The following is a 14,922-nucleotide window of genomic DNA, read 5'->3' as shown; positions in this document are numbered from 1 at the left end:
TCTGGGACATCGACTCCTTCGACCAGTGGGGCGTGGAGCTGGGCAAGGTCCTCGCCAAACGCGTCGAGCCCGCACTCACCGAGGGCACCGAGGTCGAAGGCCTCGACCCGTCCACCACCGCCCTCGTCGCCGCCTACCGCACGCTCAAGAACGCGTAAGAGAGAAGAGTGAACTGACATGCAGCTCGGACTCATCGGCCTCGGCAAGATGGGCGGCAACATGCGCGAGCGGATCCGCCGCGCCGGCCACACCGTCATCGGCTACGACCGCAACCCCGACCTGTCCGACGCGAAGAGCCTCACCGAACTGGTCGAACGGCTCGACGCCCCGCGCGTGGTGTGGGTCATGGTCCCGGCCGGCCACCCCACCCAGTCGGTCATCGACGAACTCGGCGACCTGCTGTCGCCCGGCGACACCGTCGTCGACGGCGGCAACTCCCGCTGGAGTGACGACGAGAAGCACGCCGCGGAACTCGGCGTCAAGGGCATCGGCTTCGTCGACGCCGGTGTCTCCGGCGGCGTATGGGGCCTGGAGAACGGCTATGCGCTGATGGTCGGCGGCGACAAGGAACACGTCGACCGGCTCCAGCCGATCTTCGAGGCGCTCAAACCCGAGGGCCCGTACGGCTATGTGCACGCGGGCCGGGTCGGCGCCGGGCACTTCTCCAAGATGGTCCACAACGGCATCGAGTACGCGATGATGCAGGCGTACGCCGAGGGCTGGGAGCTGCTGGAGAAGGTCAACTCGGTGGACAACGTGCGGGAGGTGTTCCGCTCCTGGCAGCAGGGCACCGTCATCCGTTCCTGGCTGCTCGACCTCGCGGTCGACGCCCTGGACGAGGACGAACACCTGGAGAAGCTGCGGGGCTTCGCGCAGGACTCCGGCGAGGGCCGCTGGACCGTCGAGGCCGCCATCGACCACGCGGTCCCGCTGCCGGCCATCACCGCCTCCCTGTTCGCGCGCTTCGCCTCCCGCCAGGACGACTCGCCGCAGATGAAGCTGATCGCGGCGCTGCGCAACCAGTTCGGCGGCCACGCCGTCGAATCGGCGAAGGAGTAACCGGCCGTGGGGGACCTCGTCCTGGTCCGCCACGGCGAGACGGAGTGGAGCTTGACGGGCCGGCACACCAGCCGGACCGATCTGCCGCTGACCCGGCACGGCGAGGAACAGGCCAAGTCCCTCGCCACACTCCTGTCGGCCCGGACCTACGCGCTCGTACTCACCAGCCCGCTCACCCGCGCCATCCGCACCGCCGAACTCGCGGGCCTGAGCGGGGCGGTGCCCGACCCCGAACTGCACGAATGGGACTACGGCGGCTACGAGGGCATCACCACCCCCGAGATCCACCGCACCCGCCCCGACTGGGACCTGTGGACGGACGGCGTACCGCCCGGCCCCGAGGGGCATACCGGCGAGTCACCCGCGCAGGTGGGACGGCGGGCCGACCGGGTGCTGTCCCGGGTCGACGCCGCCTTCGACCGGGACAGCGGTGACGTGGTGCTCGTCGCCCACGCCCACTTCCTGCGGGTGCTCACCGCCCGCCGGCTGGGGCTGCCGCCCACCGAGGGCCGGCTGTTCCAGCTGGCGACCGGCGCGGTCAGCCGGCTGTCCACGGAACACGAAAGACCCGTGATCGCGGAGTGGAACAGGACCGTCTGACACCCCGGCCCGGATCACCCACCGTGCTCCGGGCCGCAGCGGTACAGCAGCTGCCCGCGGCCGTGCTCGCCGTACGCGGCCGGCGGCACCCGGGTGCAGTGGACGACGGTCCAGCGGGCCAGCACGTCGGCCGGGGTCCGTCCGGCGCGGGGGTGCGCCACGACGTCAAAGGGGCGCAGCAGCACAAAACGCAGCCGGCCGGAGTCGACCAGCCGGCTCAGTCCCCGCGGGCTGGGGAACGGCACGCGTCCGGTGAACCCCCCGACGGGCAGCACGGGCGCGTCGGCGGCGATCACATACGGCGCGGCGGACGTCCAGCTGGGCACGGCCGCCAGATAGCGGGCGCCGTCGCGATGCGCGGTGAGGTAGGCCAGCAGGCGGTGCCGCGCGGGGGTCAGGGTCGACAGCGCGGTACCGGTGCGGACGCTGTTCGGGCCGACCCGGCCGAAGCCGCCGGGCTGGTTGTAGCGCGGGGACAGCGCCGAGGCCGACCACACGGCGGGGATCAGCAGGACCGCGGCGACGGCGGCGGCCGTTCCCGCCGTGACGGCGCGCCCGCGCCGCACACCGGTCAGGGCGAGCCCGGTCAGACACAGGACGCCGGCGGCGGGCGCCGACCAGCCGAAGAACTGCGGGTAGCACAGCGTCAGGGCCGCGCACCAGGCGACGTTGACGGCGAGCACCGCCGGCAGCAGCCAGGCCGTACGGCCGCCGGCCCGAAGCGCCCGCCACCCCTGCACGACCCCGGCGCCGGCCAGCGCCGACAGGGCCACCGCGACGACGCCCATGTAGTAGGTGTGACCGGTCACGCTGCCGAAGCTGAACACCACGAAGAAGGTGGCAAGCCACACGCCCCACAGCAGATGTCCGGCGAGCAGGCGGTCGGTGCGCGGCACACGCCGCCGCCACAGCGCCACCAGACCTCCGACGAGTCCGAGGGCCGCGAGCGGGTACAGCCATCCCGTCTGGGTGGCGAGCCCGGGACTGAACATCTTCCACACGCTGTCGCCCATGCCGGACGCATGGGCACCACCCGCATGCGCGGGCCCGCCGGTGACGATGCTGCCGGTGCCGGCCGCGTCGATGCCGACCGCGTGGAAACGGGTCAGGAAGTTGTAGCCGACGACCATGCCGAACGCCGAGTTGTCGGTGGTGCCGTCGAGGAAGGGCCGGGAGGCGGCCGGGGTGAGGGTGGCCACCAGCATCCACGACAGCGACACCGTCGCCGTCATCGCGCCGGCCAGGGCGACATGACCGGCCCGGCGGCGCCCCGGGGCGGGCGCGGCGACCAGGTAGGTCACGGCCAGCGCGGGCAGTACCGCCCAGGCCTCCAGCATCTTGCACTGGAACGCCAGGCCCACCCAGAGGCCCGCGAGCAGCAGGGTGCGCGGCCGGGCCCGTTCGGTCGCACGCTGGGTGGCCTCGGCGGCCAGGAGCAGCAGCAGGACGAACGGCGCGTCCTCGACCACCGACCGGCCCACGCCCACGGTCACCGGGGTGAGGGTGAGGAATGCGGCCGCCGCGAGACCGGCGGCCACCCCGGCCCAGCGGCGCACCACCAGGTGGAGCAGGAGGACGCAGGCCACGCCCTCGACGGCCTGCGGAAGCACCAGCGCCCACGGGTGGAAGCCGAAGACCAGCGCCGACAGGGCCTGGGGCCACAGAAAGCCGGGCAGCTTGTCGAGGGTGATGGAACCGGCGGGGTCGAAGGAGCCGTAGAGGAAGGCAACCGGGCCGTCGGTCATGCTGCGCACCGCGCTCGCGTAGAAGGCGTGGTAGGCGCTGTGGTCGATGCCCCAGAGGAAGAGCAGGGCGGCGAGTGCCGCGATGCACACGAGCGCCGGACGCTCGTAGCGGTCGGCACGGGTGCGCGGTGGGGCCGGGGGCGGTGGCGGACCCGCGCGGACCCCCGTGCGCGGTTCGCTGACGGTGCTCGGCATGAACGGCCTTCCAGGGCAACCGGGTTGACTCGGGTCCGGAACACGGGGCGCATTCCGGACTTTCGCGAGTATCGGCCGGCGAACCCGTACGGACCCTGAAACAGAGGGAGATCTCACCTCCCTCTCACCCCCTCCACACCGGGGCAGCGGTCAGCGCGGGGGCCGCCCGGCGTGCTGTGCCACGAGCCGGGCCGCCCTGCCGGTCGCCGTATCCGGCAGGCTCACGCCCGGCCGACAGAGCTGCACGCACGTGTTCGCGGCGCCGTATCCGCGGTGGCCGGGGTGGCGGCGGACGAGTTCGAAGAACACCCGGCCGACGCTGGTCGTGCGGCAGCGCCAGAACGCGCCGCCCGCGGCACGGTGACGGTGGGCCGCGGCCACCACCTCGTCGGCGGTCAGGGCGGTGTGCCGGGCGAGCGGGCGGGACCGCGGCCGGTCCGGCCGGAGACGATGTCGGCCCGACGCCGTCACCGGACCGGCCGCGGTCTTCGCCAGGGCGTGTTTCGAAAGTAGCGTCGTCCGCCCGGAGGGCCAGACGGGACCTCCGAAACAAGCCCTAGCTAGGCCAGCCCTAGGCCGGGGGACGCACGGCCGCGTCGAGGAGGGGGCCCAGTTCGCGGGTCACGGTCGCGAGGGGTGCCACATCACGCTCGGCCCGGGCCAGCAGGATCGCCCCCTCCAGGGCGCTGATCATCACGGTGGCCAGTGCGGCGGCCCGCTCGGCCGGCACTCCCAGGTCCGTGAGGGCCGCGGCGAGCGGGGTCCGCCAGGCCGCGAACGCGGCGGCCGCCGCCTCCCGGGTAGAGGTGCCCGCCGCGGCGCAGTCCACGGTGGCCGCGGCGACCGGGCAGCCGCGGTCGAAGCCGCTAGTGCCGTACTCGTCGGTCCACTGCCGCACCATCGCCGCGAACAGGCCGCTCGGCGTCGGCCGGTCCTGCTCCGCGAGGAAACGGGCGATCCGGTTGCCCGCGTACCGCCCGGCCCAGGCCACGGCCTCGTTGACGAGCTGTTCCTTGCCGCCCGGGAAGTAGTGCTGGAGCGATCCGCGCGGCGCCTCGGCATGGGCGGCCACCTCGCGCATGCCCGTCGCGGCGACCCCGTCGCGCCGGATCAGCTGGGCGGCGCTGAAGACCATGCGCTCCCTCGGTCCGCGCCGGGACCCCGCCATCGTCGACCTCCCGGTGTGCCGTGTCTCGCTGTGCGGCCCAGCCTATGACCGTCGTCATAGCGCCCGCTACTATGACCGCTGTCATAGTCGGTCGGTGTGGAGGGTGGCCTCACGTGCGTGTCGGATTCATCGGTCTCGGAGTGATGGGGCAGCCCATGGCGCTGCGCCTGGCGGCCGCGGGCACCCCGCTCGTGGTCTGGAACCGCACCCCCGGGCGCACCGAGCCGCTGCGCGCGGCCGGCGCCGAGGTGGCCGCGGACCCCGACGGGGTGTTCGCGCGGGCGGACGTGGTGATCCTGATGCTCGCCGACGCCGCGGCGATCGACGCCGTGCTGGACCGCGGGGGCCTGGGATTCGCGGCTCGCGTCGCCGGACGGGTCGTGGTGCACATGGGCACCACCTCGCCCGAGTACTCGCAGGCACTGGAGGCCGACGTGCGCGCCGCGGGCGGCCGTTATGCCGAGGCGCCGGTCTCCGGTTCCCGGGTGCCCGCCGAGCAGGGGCAACTGGTGGCGATGCTGGCCGGGGACGAGCAGGCGGTGACGCTGGTCGAGCCGCTGCTGGCGCCGATGTGCCGGGAGGTGTTCGTGTGCGGTCCGGCGCCGCACGCGCTGCTGATGAAGCTCTCGGTGAACCTCTTCCTGATCACGCTGGTGACCGGGCTGACCGAGGCGTTCCACTTCGCCGAGCGGCAGGGCCTGGACCGGCGGCTGTTCCTGGACGTGCTGGACGCGGGCCCGATGGCCAGCGGGGTCTCCCGGATGAAGGCGCCCAAGCTGCACGACCGGGACTTCGCGGTGCAGGCCGCGGCGCTCGATGTGCTGAAGAACAACCGGCTGATCGCGGCGGCGGCCCGCACGGCGGGCCTCGCCTCACCGCTCCTCGACGTCTGCCACGACCTGTTCGAGGAGACCGTCTTGGCCGGCCACGGCGACAAGGACATGATCGCGGTACTCCGAGCAATCGAAACCCGCACCAAAACAGCCCCGTAAAAAGCCCCGAAAACCCCACCCCCCGCCGCCAACCAACAACCGACCACCCCACACCCCAGGGGCGCGGGGAACTGCGCGACAAACCCCCACACACCCGCACCCAACCAACAACCGACCAACCCGCACAGGGGCGCGGGGAACTGCGCAACCCCGCCGACACCCCTGGTCATGCGAGGATCAACCGCCGGACGGCACCGAGCGGAGGACAGCGATGGCACAGCTGCGACAGGAAGTCGCCCCGGACGAGGCCGGTCTCGACCCGAAGGCGCTGGACCGCCTCGACCAGTACTTCGCCCGCTACGTGGACGAGGGCCGGCTGCCCGGCTACCTGGTGTCCGTGGCCCGCGGCGGACGCGTCGCCCACCTCACGGCGCACGGCGCGCGTGACCGGGCGGCCGGGCTGCCGGTGCGGCCGGACACGCTGTGGCGGATCTACTCGATGACCAAGCCGGTCACCGCGGTCGCCGTGCTGCTCCTGGTGGAGGAGGGACGGCTGTCCCTGGACGATCCGCTCGACCGGTATCTGCCGGCCTTCGCGAACCCGCGGGTGTACGAGGGCGGCTCCGGCACCGACGTCACCACCCGCCCCGCCGAGGGCCCCATCCTGATCCGGCATCTGCTCACCCACACCGCGGGCCTGACCTTCGCCTTCTACCACTCCCACCCGGTCGACGCCCTCTACCGGGCCGCCGGCCTTGAGTCGTCCGTGCCGCCCGGCGCGAACCTCGCCGAGACGATCGACGTGTACGCCGGGCTGCCGCTGCAGTTCGAGCCGGGCACACAGTGGAACTACTCGGTGGCCTCCAATGTGCTGGGCCGGGTGGTCGAGGTGGTCTCCGGGCAGCCGCTCGACATGTTCTTCGCCGAGCGGATCTTCCGTCCGCTGGGGATGCCGGACGCCGGCTTGCACATCGTGCCCGAACAGGCGGACCGGCTCTCCGAGTTGTACGGGGAGACCGAGGGCGGCGGCATCGAGCCGATCCCGGGCCTGCCGCTGCGCGGCCGTCCCCGGTTCCTGTCCGGCAGCGGCGGCATGGTGGCCACGGCCTACGACTACCACCGGTTCGCGGAGATGCTGCGCCGGGGCGGCGAACTGGACGGCGTCCGTCTGCTGCGGCCCGAAACGGTGGCCCTGATGACCCGCAACCACCTGCCAGGCGACGCCGACCTGCGCGCCTTCGGCGCGTCCCCGCACCGGGAGCCGGGCAACGACGGCGTCGGCTTCGGCCTCGGGGTCTCCGTGGTGATCGACCCGGACCGTACGGCGGCCCCGGCCGGGCTCGGCACCTACGGCTGGAGCGGGGTGGCGACCACCACCTTCTGGGTCGACCCGGGCCGTGATCTCACCGTGCAGTTCATGACCCAGGTACGGCCCAGAACCCTGAAGGTGTTCCCGGAGCTGAAGCGGCTGGTGCACGAGGCCGTGGTGGACTGAGCCGGGCCGAGGAGGCCGCCGCGCGGCCTCAGGACAGGTGCGCCACCGCGTCCAGATGGGGCAGGTGATGGTCGAGTCGTTCCCGCTTGGTCCGCAGATAGGTGATGTTGTTCTCGCACGGCGGGATCAACAGCGGTACCTCCTCGGCGATCTGGATGCCGTGCCGCTGCAACGACTCGCGTTTGCGCGGGTTGTTGGACATCAGCCGTACCGAGGCGACGCCCAGGTCGCGCAGGATGGCGGCGGCCACACCGTAGTCGCGGGCGTCGACCGGCAGTCCCTGGGCGAGGTTCGCCTCGACGGTGTCAAGTCCCTCCGCCTGCAGGGCCATCGCGCGCAGCTTCGCCAGCAGCCCGATACCGCGGCCCTCGTGCCCGCGGAGATAGACGACGACGCCGCTGCCCGCGGCGACCACCGCGCGCAGCGCGGAGGCGAGTTGGTCGCCGCACTCGCAGTGCTGGGAGCCGAACGCGTCGCCGGTCAGGCACTCCGAGTGGAGCCGGGTCAGCACGTCCTCGGTGCCGAGGTCACCGTGTACGAGCGCGACCTGCTCGTCACCGCCGTCGTGGTCCAGATAGCCGATGGCCTGGAAATTCCCGTACACGGTGGGCAGGGGCGCGGTCACGACGCGTTCCACACCCGAACGCCGTGCGGACTTCTTGCCGAGTACGCCGATGTTTTCTGTCATGATCTGATTCCTCAACGGAGACGAAAGGCCATGGAAAGATGAGTGGTTCGGGCGCGCGTGCGGCGGCACACGATGTACTGCCGGCGGACACCACCGAGGACGTACGGACGCGCGGTGCGGGCGTGTCGTCACAGGTCGCCGTCCTTCCCGTGGGGAGCTTCGAGCAGCACGGTCCGTTCCTTCCGCTGGCGACCGACACGCTCGTCGCCTGCGCCGTCGCGCGGGAGATCGCCGCGGCGTACCCGGTGCACCTCCTTCCCCCGCTGACGGTGTCCTGCTCGCACGAGCACGCGGCCTGGCCCGGAACCGTCAGCATCTCCGCCGTGACCCTGCACGCGGTGGTGCGGGACGTCGCGGCGTCGCTGCGCCGTTCCGGCGTCGACGCGCTGGCCGTGGTCAACGGCCACGGCGGCAACTATGTGCTGGGCAACGTGGTTCAGGAGTCCTCCGCGCGCGGGGAGCGGATGGTGCTGTTCCCGGCCGCCGAGGACTGGGAGACGGCCCGGGAGCGGGCCGGGGTGCGCACCTCGCTGCTGACCGACATGCACGCCGGGGAGATCGAGACCTCCGTTCTGCTGCACGCCCATCCCGAATTGGTCCGTCCTGGTTACCAGTCCGCCGATTTCACCGCGGACGACCGTCGTCATCTGCTCACCGCGGGAATGTCCGCCTATACCGAATCGGGAGTCATCGGCCGTCCTTCCCTGGGTTCGGCGGAAAAGGGGAAGAAGCTGCTGACGAGCCTCGCGGAATCCTTCGCGGAATATTTCACCCTGCTCACCTCCGGGGCGGATGCGGCCGGTGCAGCCGGGAACGCGGCGTCGGCGCAGGGGGGGTCGGCCGGACGCGGGTGAAGTCCCGTGCACCAGCGGGCGATCAGGACGGCGAGGCCGGGCAGGCTCGCCGCGAAGCCGAGCACCCCGTACACGACAGCCGTGGCCAGTCCGCTGTCCGCGCCCAGGCCGGCGGCGCCGAACGCCCAGGCGGTGACGCCCTCCCGGGGGCCGAAGCCGCCGATGTTCAGGGGCAGGCCCATGGCGACCAGGGCGAGGACCGCGAGGGGCAGCAGTGCCGGGACGGCGGCCGTGGAGCCGGCGGCCCGGGCCGCCACCACGAACATCGCGAGGTGTCCGGCCAGCACGATCGCCGAGGACAGGGCGACGCCGGGCCAGTTGGCGCGGGAGAGCAGCCCCGCGCGGGCCTCGGCGAGTGCGGTGCGCAGGGTGCCGGGGCGGCGGGAGGGGGCACGGTTCATCCGGACGGCCAGGACGACGGCGCAGGCGCCCGCCGCGCCGAGGACGACCAGCGGGGCGAAGTCCCGGGCCTCGTCCCGCAGCGGGGACGGCAGCGTGAGCAGCAGCGCCGCGCCGGCCACGGCCAGCGCGACCTGTCCGGCGGCCCGCTCCAGCACGACGGAGCGGACACCGCGGCCGACGTCCCCGGCCTCCTGCCCGTGCCGGACGGCCCGGTGCACATCGCCGAGCACGCCGCCGGGCAGGGCCGCGTTCAGGAACAGTGCCCGGTAGTAGTCGGCGACGGCGGAACCCAGCGGCAGCCGGATCCGCAGGCCGCGGGCCACGAGGTGCCAACGCCAGGCGCTGAACACGGTGGTGACGACGCCGATGCCCACGGCGATCAGCAGCGTCCCCAGGTCGATCCGGCGCAGCCCGTCCAGGAACACGCCGGTCCCCAGCCGCCACAGCAGCACCCCGAGGATCCCGGCCCCGGCCAGGGCACCCAGCCGCCCGCGCACGGCGCGGCCCACCGCCGGCAACCACCCCTGCCCGCCCCTGGAACCACCACGGGCGCGGCCTCCCGGACGACGCTGCGCGGGCGAGCCGACACCCGGAGGTCCACCATCGGACACGGCCCCGCCACCGGGCGCGCACGCGGCACCGGACCGATGCGCGGCGGCAGCGAGGGAGGACACGGGCGCCGTACCGGACGGGCCCGGGAGGGTCGGCGTGACATCGGACGCAGGCCCCGCGGCAGGCGTGCACCCGGCGCCCACCGGGACGGAACACACCGGCGCCGTACCGGACGGGCCCGGGAGGGTCGGCGTGGCTTCGGATACGGGTGCCGTGCCGAGCGCGGCCGCGGGTTGCGGATGCTGTGGGCGCGGGTGGTGCCGCTGGGCCGGTGCGGCCGGGCGGGTGGGCGGGGTGTGCGGCCGGGTCGCGGGGCCCGCCGTGCGCGGCGTCATGCGGTGTGCCCCGTCGGGCGGACCAGGGCGAGCAGATCGGTGTGGTCGACGACGACGCTCAACTCGCCCGCCGCGCAGGCCGCCAGACGGTCCTGGAGGTAGCGGTCGGCGCGCCGCGCCAGGTCGGGGCGCTGCTCGACCGCCGCGGCCACCCAGCCGCGCAGCCACTGGGCGGTCAGCGCGGCGTCCTCGGGTCCCAGGCGCCAGGGGCTCGGATGCAGCCGTACCGTCGCCCCGCGGTCGGTGAACGCCTCGCGGGCCACGGTGACGGCGTCGGGACCGAGCAGGCCGGTGCGCCGCTGGTGCGCGTTGAACGCGTCGGTGATCTCCGCGTCCAGCGGGTCGGCCGGGGTGAGCCGGACGCGTCCGGCGACCGTGAGGGTGAGCAGCGCCGGGCTGCCGGCCCCGACGCAGGCCGCGGCGAGCGTGCCGACCTCCTCGCGGGTGAGGACGTCGAGCAGCGCGGACGCCGTCACCAGTGAGGCGCCGCTCAGGGCGTCCGGGGTCAGCCGGGCCACGTCGCCGCGCCGCGTCTCCACGGTGACCCGGCTGCCGTCGGCTGCGGCGCGCGGGGAGCCCACGGCGGCGAAGTGCAGCAGATACGGGTCGCGGTCGTGCAGGATCCAGTGCTGGGCGCCGTCCAGGCGGGGCGCGAGCCAGCGGCCCATCGAGCCGGTGCCGCAGCCCAGGTCGTGCACCACAATGCCGTCGGCCCGGCCGGGCAGATTGGCGAGCCGGATCCGCAGCGGGTCGAGCAGGTCGAGCGCGCGGGCCGTGGCGTCGGCCGGCTCGCGCAGTTCGAGCCATTCGGGCGCGTACCGCGGCGGCTCCTGCGGTCCGGACTCGCGCAGCCGCACGGTGGGCCGCTCCCCCGGCCGCGGCACGGTGCCGGGGGCCACGGCCGGCCCGGCCCCTTCGTGCACGGCGCGGCGCGGCGCGCCGGGTTCCGTCATGGTCGCTGTCCCCTTCGTCGCTCCCGCGCCCGGTACGGCCCGCGTCCCGGGCCGTACCGGTGTCCGCCCGGCCTGTGGGGTGGTTCCGTTCATGCCGCCCTCCGTGGTTCGTCCGGGAGTCGTTGCAGGACCCCGGCCAGGCTGCGGGCGGTGGTCGCCCAGCCGTCGAGCGCCGCGCGGCGGCTGCGCGCGGCGGCCTTGAGGCGCCGGCGCACGTCGGCCTCGCCGAACCAGCCGCGCAGTTCGGCGGCGAGCGCGGCGGGGTCCTCCGGCGGGACGAGGATGCCGGGCATCCCGCCGTCCGGGGCGCGGCCCAGTGCCTCGGGCAGTCCGCCGACATCCGTCGCGAGGACCGGGATGCCCCGGGCCAGCGCCTCGGTCACGGCCATGCCGTACGTCTCGGCGTAGGAGGTGAGGACCATCAGGTCGGCGGCGGCGTAACTGGCGTCGAGGTCGGCGCCGGAACGCGGGCCCGCGAGGTGCAGCCGGTCGGCCAGGCCGTGCCGCTCGATCAGGGACCGCAGACGGGCGACGTATTCGGGGTCGTGGCCGAGGCCGCCGACGCACACACAGCGCCACGGCAGATCCCGTACCGCGGCCAGCGCCTCCACCAGCCGGTGCTGCCCCTTGCGGGGTGTCACCGCGGCCACGCACAGCAGTTGCGAGACTCCGTCGGTGCCGGCGGCGAGGGGCGCGATGTCGGCGCCGGGCACGGCGATGTGCACCCGCTGCGGGGCGAGGCCGTGGTGGGCGACGAGACGGCGGACCGCCCAGTCGCTGGTGGCGATCACCGCGGGTACCGCCCGGAGCACCGCGCGTTCCCGGGCGTCGAGGTCCGCGGCCACGGACGGCGCGAGGCCCGTCTCGTCCGCGAGCGGCAGATGGACGAGGACCGCGAGCCGCAGCCGCTCCGCCTCGGGGACCACGATCTCGGGGACCCCGCAGGCGACGAGGCCGTCGAGCAGGACCACCGAGCCGTCCGGCAACTCCCTTAGCGTGCGGGCGAGTTCGTCGCGGCCGGCGACGCCGGGGCGGGGCCAGGCGCCGTCCACGGCGTGCCGGGTGACCTGCCAGCCGAATCCGGGCAGGTCCAGGCACAGACGCCGGTCGTAGGCGTTGCCGCCGCTGGGCGCGGCCGCGTCGTCGACACCGCCCGGCATGACGAAGTGCAGGGTGCGCAGGGACATGGGGATGATCCCGACGTTCTTCAGGGCCGCGCGCTGCGCGGGCACGTAGGTCAGGGCCGGGGCCCGGCCGATGGTCGTGTCGGTCACAGGGCACGCTCGTAACTCGCCCAGGCGACGTGCGACTCGTGCAGGGTGACCGTGATGCCCGCCAGGCCCCTGGCGCCCTCGCCGAGCGCGCCCTTGTGGATGCGTTCGACGAGCCGGTCGGCGATCACCTTGGCAAGGAACTCGGTCGAGGTGTTGACGCCGGCGAAGTCGGGCTCGTTGTCGAGGTTTCTGTAGTTCAGCTCGCTGACGACCGCGCCGAGTTCCTGCGTGGCCAGGCCGATGTCGACGACGATGTTGTCGTCGTCCAGCTGCTCGCGGCGGAACGTCGCGTCCACGAGGAACGTGGCGCCGTGCAGGCGTTGCGCGGGCCCGAACACCTCGCCGCGGAAACTGTGGGCGATCATGATGTGATCGCGGACGGTGATGCTGAACAACGGACGACCCTCCAGGTGCGGCGCCTCTGGTTCCCCCGCCGGCTGCGGCCGGGGGATGCCGTGTAGTACGGCTCTTCGCTTCCCCGCGTTCAGTGCGGACTCACGCTTCTTCTCAGGTCAGACACCCCACTCCCCTCAGCCGTACCGGACCCGGTGGCACAGCGCCGGGATCTCCCCCGTGGCGAGCCTCGGCATCACCTCGGGCAGCTCCTCGAACGCGCTTTCCCCCGTGATGAGGGCATCCAGCGCCGGATCGGCGAGCAGGTCGAGGGCGAGGGCCAGCCGGTCGGCGTAGCCGCGGCCGGCGCGGCGGGCCGGAGAGAGGGAGCCGACCTGGCTGCTGCGCACGGTGAGCCGCCGGGAGTGGAACGCCTCGCCGAGCGGCAGGGTGACCAACCGCTCCCCGTACCAGCTCAGTTCGATGACCGTGCCCTCGGCGGCGAGCAGGCCGAGGGCACGGGCCAGGCCCCGCTCGTCGGCGCTGGCGTGGACGATCAGGTCGCAGTCGCCGAGCGCGTCCTCGGGCGCGGCGAAGTCGACGCCCAGCGCCTCGGCGGTCGCGGCGCGCTCCGGGTCGGTGTCGACGAGTTGGAGCCGTACGCCCGGGAAGCGGGCCAGCAGGGCGGCGACCGAGCAGCCCACCATGCCGCCGCCGACCACCGCGATCCGGTCGCCGATGAGCGGCGCGGCGTCCCACAGGGCGTTGACGGCGGTCTCCACGGTGCCGGCGAGGACGGCCCGCCCGGCGGGCACGCGGTCCGGCACGGGGACGACGGCGTGCACGGGGACGACGTAGCGGCTCTGGTGCGGATACAGACAGAAGACGGTGCGTCCGGTCAGGGTGTCCGGGCCCTGCTCCACGACGCCGACGTTGAGGTAGCCGTACTTGACCGGGCCGGGGAAGTCGCCGTCCTGGAACGGCGCCCGCATCACGGCGTGCTGGCTCTCGGGGACCTGGCCGCGGAACACCAGGGTCTCCGTGCCGCGGCTGACTCCGGAGTAGAGCGTGCGCACCAGTACCTCGTCCGCGGCGGGTTCGGGGACGGTGACCTCGCGCAACTCGCCGTGGCCCGGCGAGCTGAGCCAGAACGCATGCGCGGACCGGTTCATCGGCATCCTCCTGAACGATCGGGAAGTTGTTCACGTACCGAGATGTACACAGGCCGCGCACAGTACGCGGCACTGATCGACTCTGTCACTCGGCCGGAGGGTGAGCCGTGGCCCTGAACAACATTGACGACGCGAGGCTGGTCCAGCAGGAGACGGCCGTGGGGGCGGGCGTGCAGGTCCTGTTGCTGGTCCTGCTGGGCTCGGCGTTCGGCATGGGGCCGGCGGGCTGGCTGACGGGGCTGGCGTTCGCGTTCGCGACCTGGGCGGTGCTCTCCCGGGCGCTGCACCGCTCCCGGCTGCGTTCCTTCGGCCCGGCCAACCGGGTCACCCTCGGCCGGGCCACCCTGGTCGGCGGGGTGACGGCGCTGGTCGCGGACTCCTTCGAGAGCGCGCCGCCGCTCACCCTGCTGGTCGGTCTCACGGCGGTCGCGCTGCTCCTGGACGGCGTCGACGGCAAGGTGGCCCGCCGCACCGGTACGTCGACGGCGCTGGGCGCACGCTTCGACATGGAGGTCGACGCGTTCCTGATCCTGGTGCTGAGTGTGTACGTGTCGACGCGGCTGGGTCCGTGGGTGCTGCTGATCGGCGGTATGCGCTACGCGTTCGTCGCGGCGGCCCGCGTCGCGCCGTGGCTGAACGCGCCGCTGCCGCCGTCGGTCGCCCGCAAGACGGTCGCCGCGTTGCAGGGTGTCTGTCTGCTGCTGGCGGGTTCGCAACTGCTGCCGCTCTCCGGGGACTTCGTGGTGGTGTTGCTGGCGCTGGGCTCGCTGGTGTGGTCGTTCGGCCGGGACGTGCTGTGGCTGTGGCGGACCGCACGGCTCACCGTCCCGAACGCTCCGGCCACCAAGGCACTGGAACCGGCCGGCCGATGACCACCCGGCGAACGCCCGGCCGATGACCGCCCAGCGAACGGACGGCCGGTGACCGTCCGGCGGACGGCCGGTCGATGACCGCCCGGTGGACGGCCGGTCGATGACCGCCCGGTGGACGCCCGGGCGCCGTGCGGACACCGGAGGCCGCAGCGGCGAAACAGCCGAGCCGACCAGCACACGGCCAGGAGACCCGACGGCGCCCCACACCGACGGAACACCACCCCCGACAAACC

At 73.6% G+C, this 14,922-nt stretch carries 14 protein-coding genes and 1 pseudogene; 7 read left to right on the top strand and 8 right to left on the bottom strand.

All coding sequences use genetic code 11. The features are described 5' to 3' along the window. The 3 genes from ABT245_RS30985 to ABT245_RS30975 all read left to right on the top strand — a co-directional run. On the top strand, positions 1-158 hold a 158-nt coding region (locus ABT245_RS30985; protein ID WP_351739841.1), incomplete at its 5' end, for a phosphoglucose isomerase-related protein. Between the two features lie 19 nt (positions 159-177). Beyond that, positions 178-1,059 (top strand): phosphogluconate dehydrogenase (NAD(+)-dependent, decarboxylating), encoded by an 882-nt coding sequence (gene gnd, locus ABT245_RS30980; RefSeq protein WP_351739838.1) that lies wholly within the window; start codon positions 178-180, stop codon positions 1,057-1,059. A gap of 6 nt (positions 1,060-1,065) precedes the next feature. Beyond that, entirely contained in the window at positions 1,066-1,659 is a 594-nt protein-coding gene (locus tag ABT245_RS30975) for a histidine phosphatase family protein (protein WP_351739835.1), read from the top strand. A gap of 14 nt (positions 1,660-1,673) precedes the next feature. Here ABT245_RS30975 and ABT245_RS30970 read toward each other — a convergent pair whose 3' ends face one another. Then, complete coding sequence (locus ABT245_RS30970; protein ID WP_351739832.1) at positions 1,674-3,599, bottom strand: glycosyltransferase family 39 protein; 1,926 nt, start codon at positions 3,597-3,599, stop codon at positions 1,674-1,676. A 571-nt stretch (positions 3,600-4,170) separates the two neighbouring features. Beyond that, the gene (locus ABT245_RS30960) at positions 4,171-4,767 is read right to left on the bottom strand and encodes a TetR/AcrR family transcriptional regulator (protein ID WP_351739829.1); all 597 of its coding nucleotides are present in this window, start codon (positions 4,765-4,767) and stop codon (positions 4,171-4,173) included. 113 nt (positions 4,768-4,880) lie between these two features. On the opposite strand from ABT245_RS30960, the gene ABT245_RS30955 reads away from it, so the two are divergent. Next, positions 4,881-5,759 (top strand): NAD(P)-dependent oxidoreductase, encoded by an 879-nt coding sequence (locus ABT245_RS30955; protein ID WP_351739826.1) that lies wholly within the window; start codon positions 4,881-4,883, stop codon positions 5,757-5,759. Between the two features lie 211 nt (positions 5,760-5,970). Continuing rightward, a complete protein-coding gene (locus tag ABT245_RS30950; protein WP_351739823.1) occupies positions 5,971-7,194 on the top strand; it encodes a serine hydrolase domain-containing protein in 1,224 nt (407 codons plus the stop codon). 28 nt (positions 7,195-7,222) lie between these two features. On the opposite strand, the gene ribA is transcribed toward ABT245_RS30950, so the two are convergent. Further along, the gene (gene ribA / locus ABT245_RS30945) at positions 7,223-7,882 is read right to left on the bottom strand and encodes a GTP cyclohydrolase II (RefSeq protein ID WP_351739820.1); all 660 of its coding nucleotides are present in this window, start codon (positions 7,880-7,882) and stop codon (positions 7,223-7,225) included. A gap of 38 nt (positions 7,883-7,920) precedes the next feature. On the opposite strand from ribA, the gene ABT245_RS30940 reads away from it, so the two are divergent. Then, positions 7,921-8,736: a creatininase family protein gene (locus ABT245_RS30940; protein ID WP_351739818.1), complete on the top strand. Its 816-nt coding sequence runs from the start codon at positions 7,921-7,923 to the stop codon at positions 8,734-8,736. Positions 8,737-8,843: 107 nt separating this feature from the next. Here ABT245_RS30940 and ABT245_RS30935 read toward each other — a convergent pair. The 5 genes and pseudogenes from ABT245_RS30935 to ABT245_RS30915 form a co-directional block, all read right to left on the bottom strand. After that, a pseudogene (locus tag ABT245_RS30935) lies at positions 8,844-10,085 on the bottom strand (lysylphosphatidylglycerol synthase transmembrane domain-containing protein); the annotation flags it as partial. Next, positions 10,082-11,038 (bottom strand): class I SAM-dependent methyltransferase, encoded by a 957-nt coding sequence (locus ABT245_RS30930; RefSeq protein WP_502982231.1) that lies wholly within the window; start codon positions 11,036-11,038, stop codon positions 10,082-10,084. The pseudogene ABT245_RS30935 and the gene ABT245_RS30930, both read right to left, overlap by 4 nt. A gap of 89 nt (positions 11,039-11,127) precedes the next feature. Then, positions 11,128-12,312: a glycosyltransferase family 4 protein gene (locus ABT245_RS30925; RefSeq protein WP_351739813.1), complete on the bottom strand. Its 1,185-nt coding sequence runs from the start codon at positions 12,310-12,312 to the stop codon at positions 11,128-11,130. After that, positions 12,309-12,707 carry a 6-pyruvoyl trahydropterin synthase family protein gene (locus ABT245_RS30920; protein ID WP_351739810.1) on the bottom strand — a complete coding sequence of 133 codons (399 nt, stop codon included), beginning with the start codon at positions 12,705-12,707 and terminating at the stop codon, positions 12,309-12,311. Before ABT245_RS30920 ends, ABT245_RS30925 begins: the two co-directional genes overlap by 4 nt. 135 nt (positions 12,708-12,842) lie before the next feature. Beyond that, positions 12,843-13,817, bottom strand: a complete 975-nt coding sequence (locus tag ABT245_RS30915; RefSeq protein ID WP_351739808.1) for a zinc-dependent alcohol dehydrogenase — start codon at positions 13,815-13,817, stop codon at positions 12,843-12,845. A 107-nt stretch (positions 13,818-13,924) separates the two neighbouring features. Between ABT245_RS30915 and ABT245_RS30910 the strand changes: the two genes are divergently transcribed. Next, entirely contained in the window at positions 13,925-14,689 is a 765-nt protein-coding gene (locus ABT245_RS30910; protein WP_351739805.1) for a CDP-alcohol phosphatidyltransferase family protein, read from the top strand. Positions 14,690-14,922: the final 233 nt, after the last annotated feature.

Origin of the sequence: Streptomyces sp. NPDC001508 (genome assembly GCF_040298665.1) — a bacterium.
Taxonomy (GTDB): domain Bacteria; phylum Actinomycetota; class Actinomycetes; order Streptomycetales; family Streptomycetaceae; genus Streptomyces.
This window is presented reverse-complemented; position numbering and strand designations above follow the sequence as displayed.

Excerpts from the sequence above, each read along its gene's own strand:
- gnd (WP_351739838.1), top strand. The coding sequence starts at position 178 with ATGCAGCTCGGACTCATCGGCCTCGGCAAGATGGGCGGCAACATGCGC.
- ABT245_RS30970 (WP_351739832.1), bottom strand. The coding sequence starts at position 3,599 with ATGCCGAGCACCGTCAGCGAACCGCGCACGGGGGTCCGCGCGGGTCCG.
- ABT245_RS30960 (WP_351739829.1), bottom strand. The coding sequence starts at position 4,767 with ATGGCGGGGTCCCGGCGCGGACCGAGGGAGCGCATGGTCTTCAGCGCC.
- ABT245_RS30950 (WP_351739823.1), top strand. The coding sequence starts at position 5,971 with ATGGCACAGCTGCGACAGGAAGTCGCCCCGGACGAGGCCGGTCTCGAC.
- ribA (WP_351739820.1), bottom strand. The coding sequence starts at position 7,882 with ATGACAGAAAACATCGGCGTACTCGGCAAGAAGTCCGCACGGCGTTCG.
- ABT245_RS30940 (WP_351739818.1), top strand. The coding sequence starts at position 7,921 with ATGAGTGGTTCGGGCGCGCGTGCGGCGGCACACGATGTACTGCCGGCG.
- ABT245_RS30930 (WP_502982231.1), bottom strand. The coding sequence starts at position 11,038 with ATGACGGAACCCGGCGCGCCGCGCCGCGCCGTGCACGAAGGGGCCGGG.
- ABT245_RS30915 (WP_351739808.1), bottom strand. The coding sequence starts at position 13,817 with ATGAACCGGTCCGCGCATGCGTTCTGGCTCAGCTCGCCGGGCCACGGC.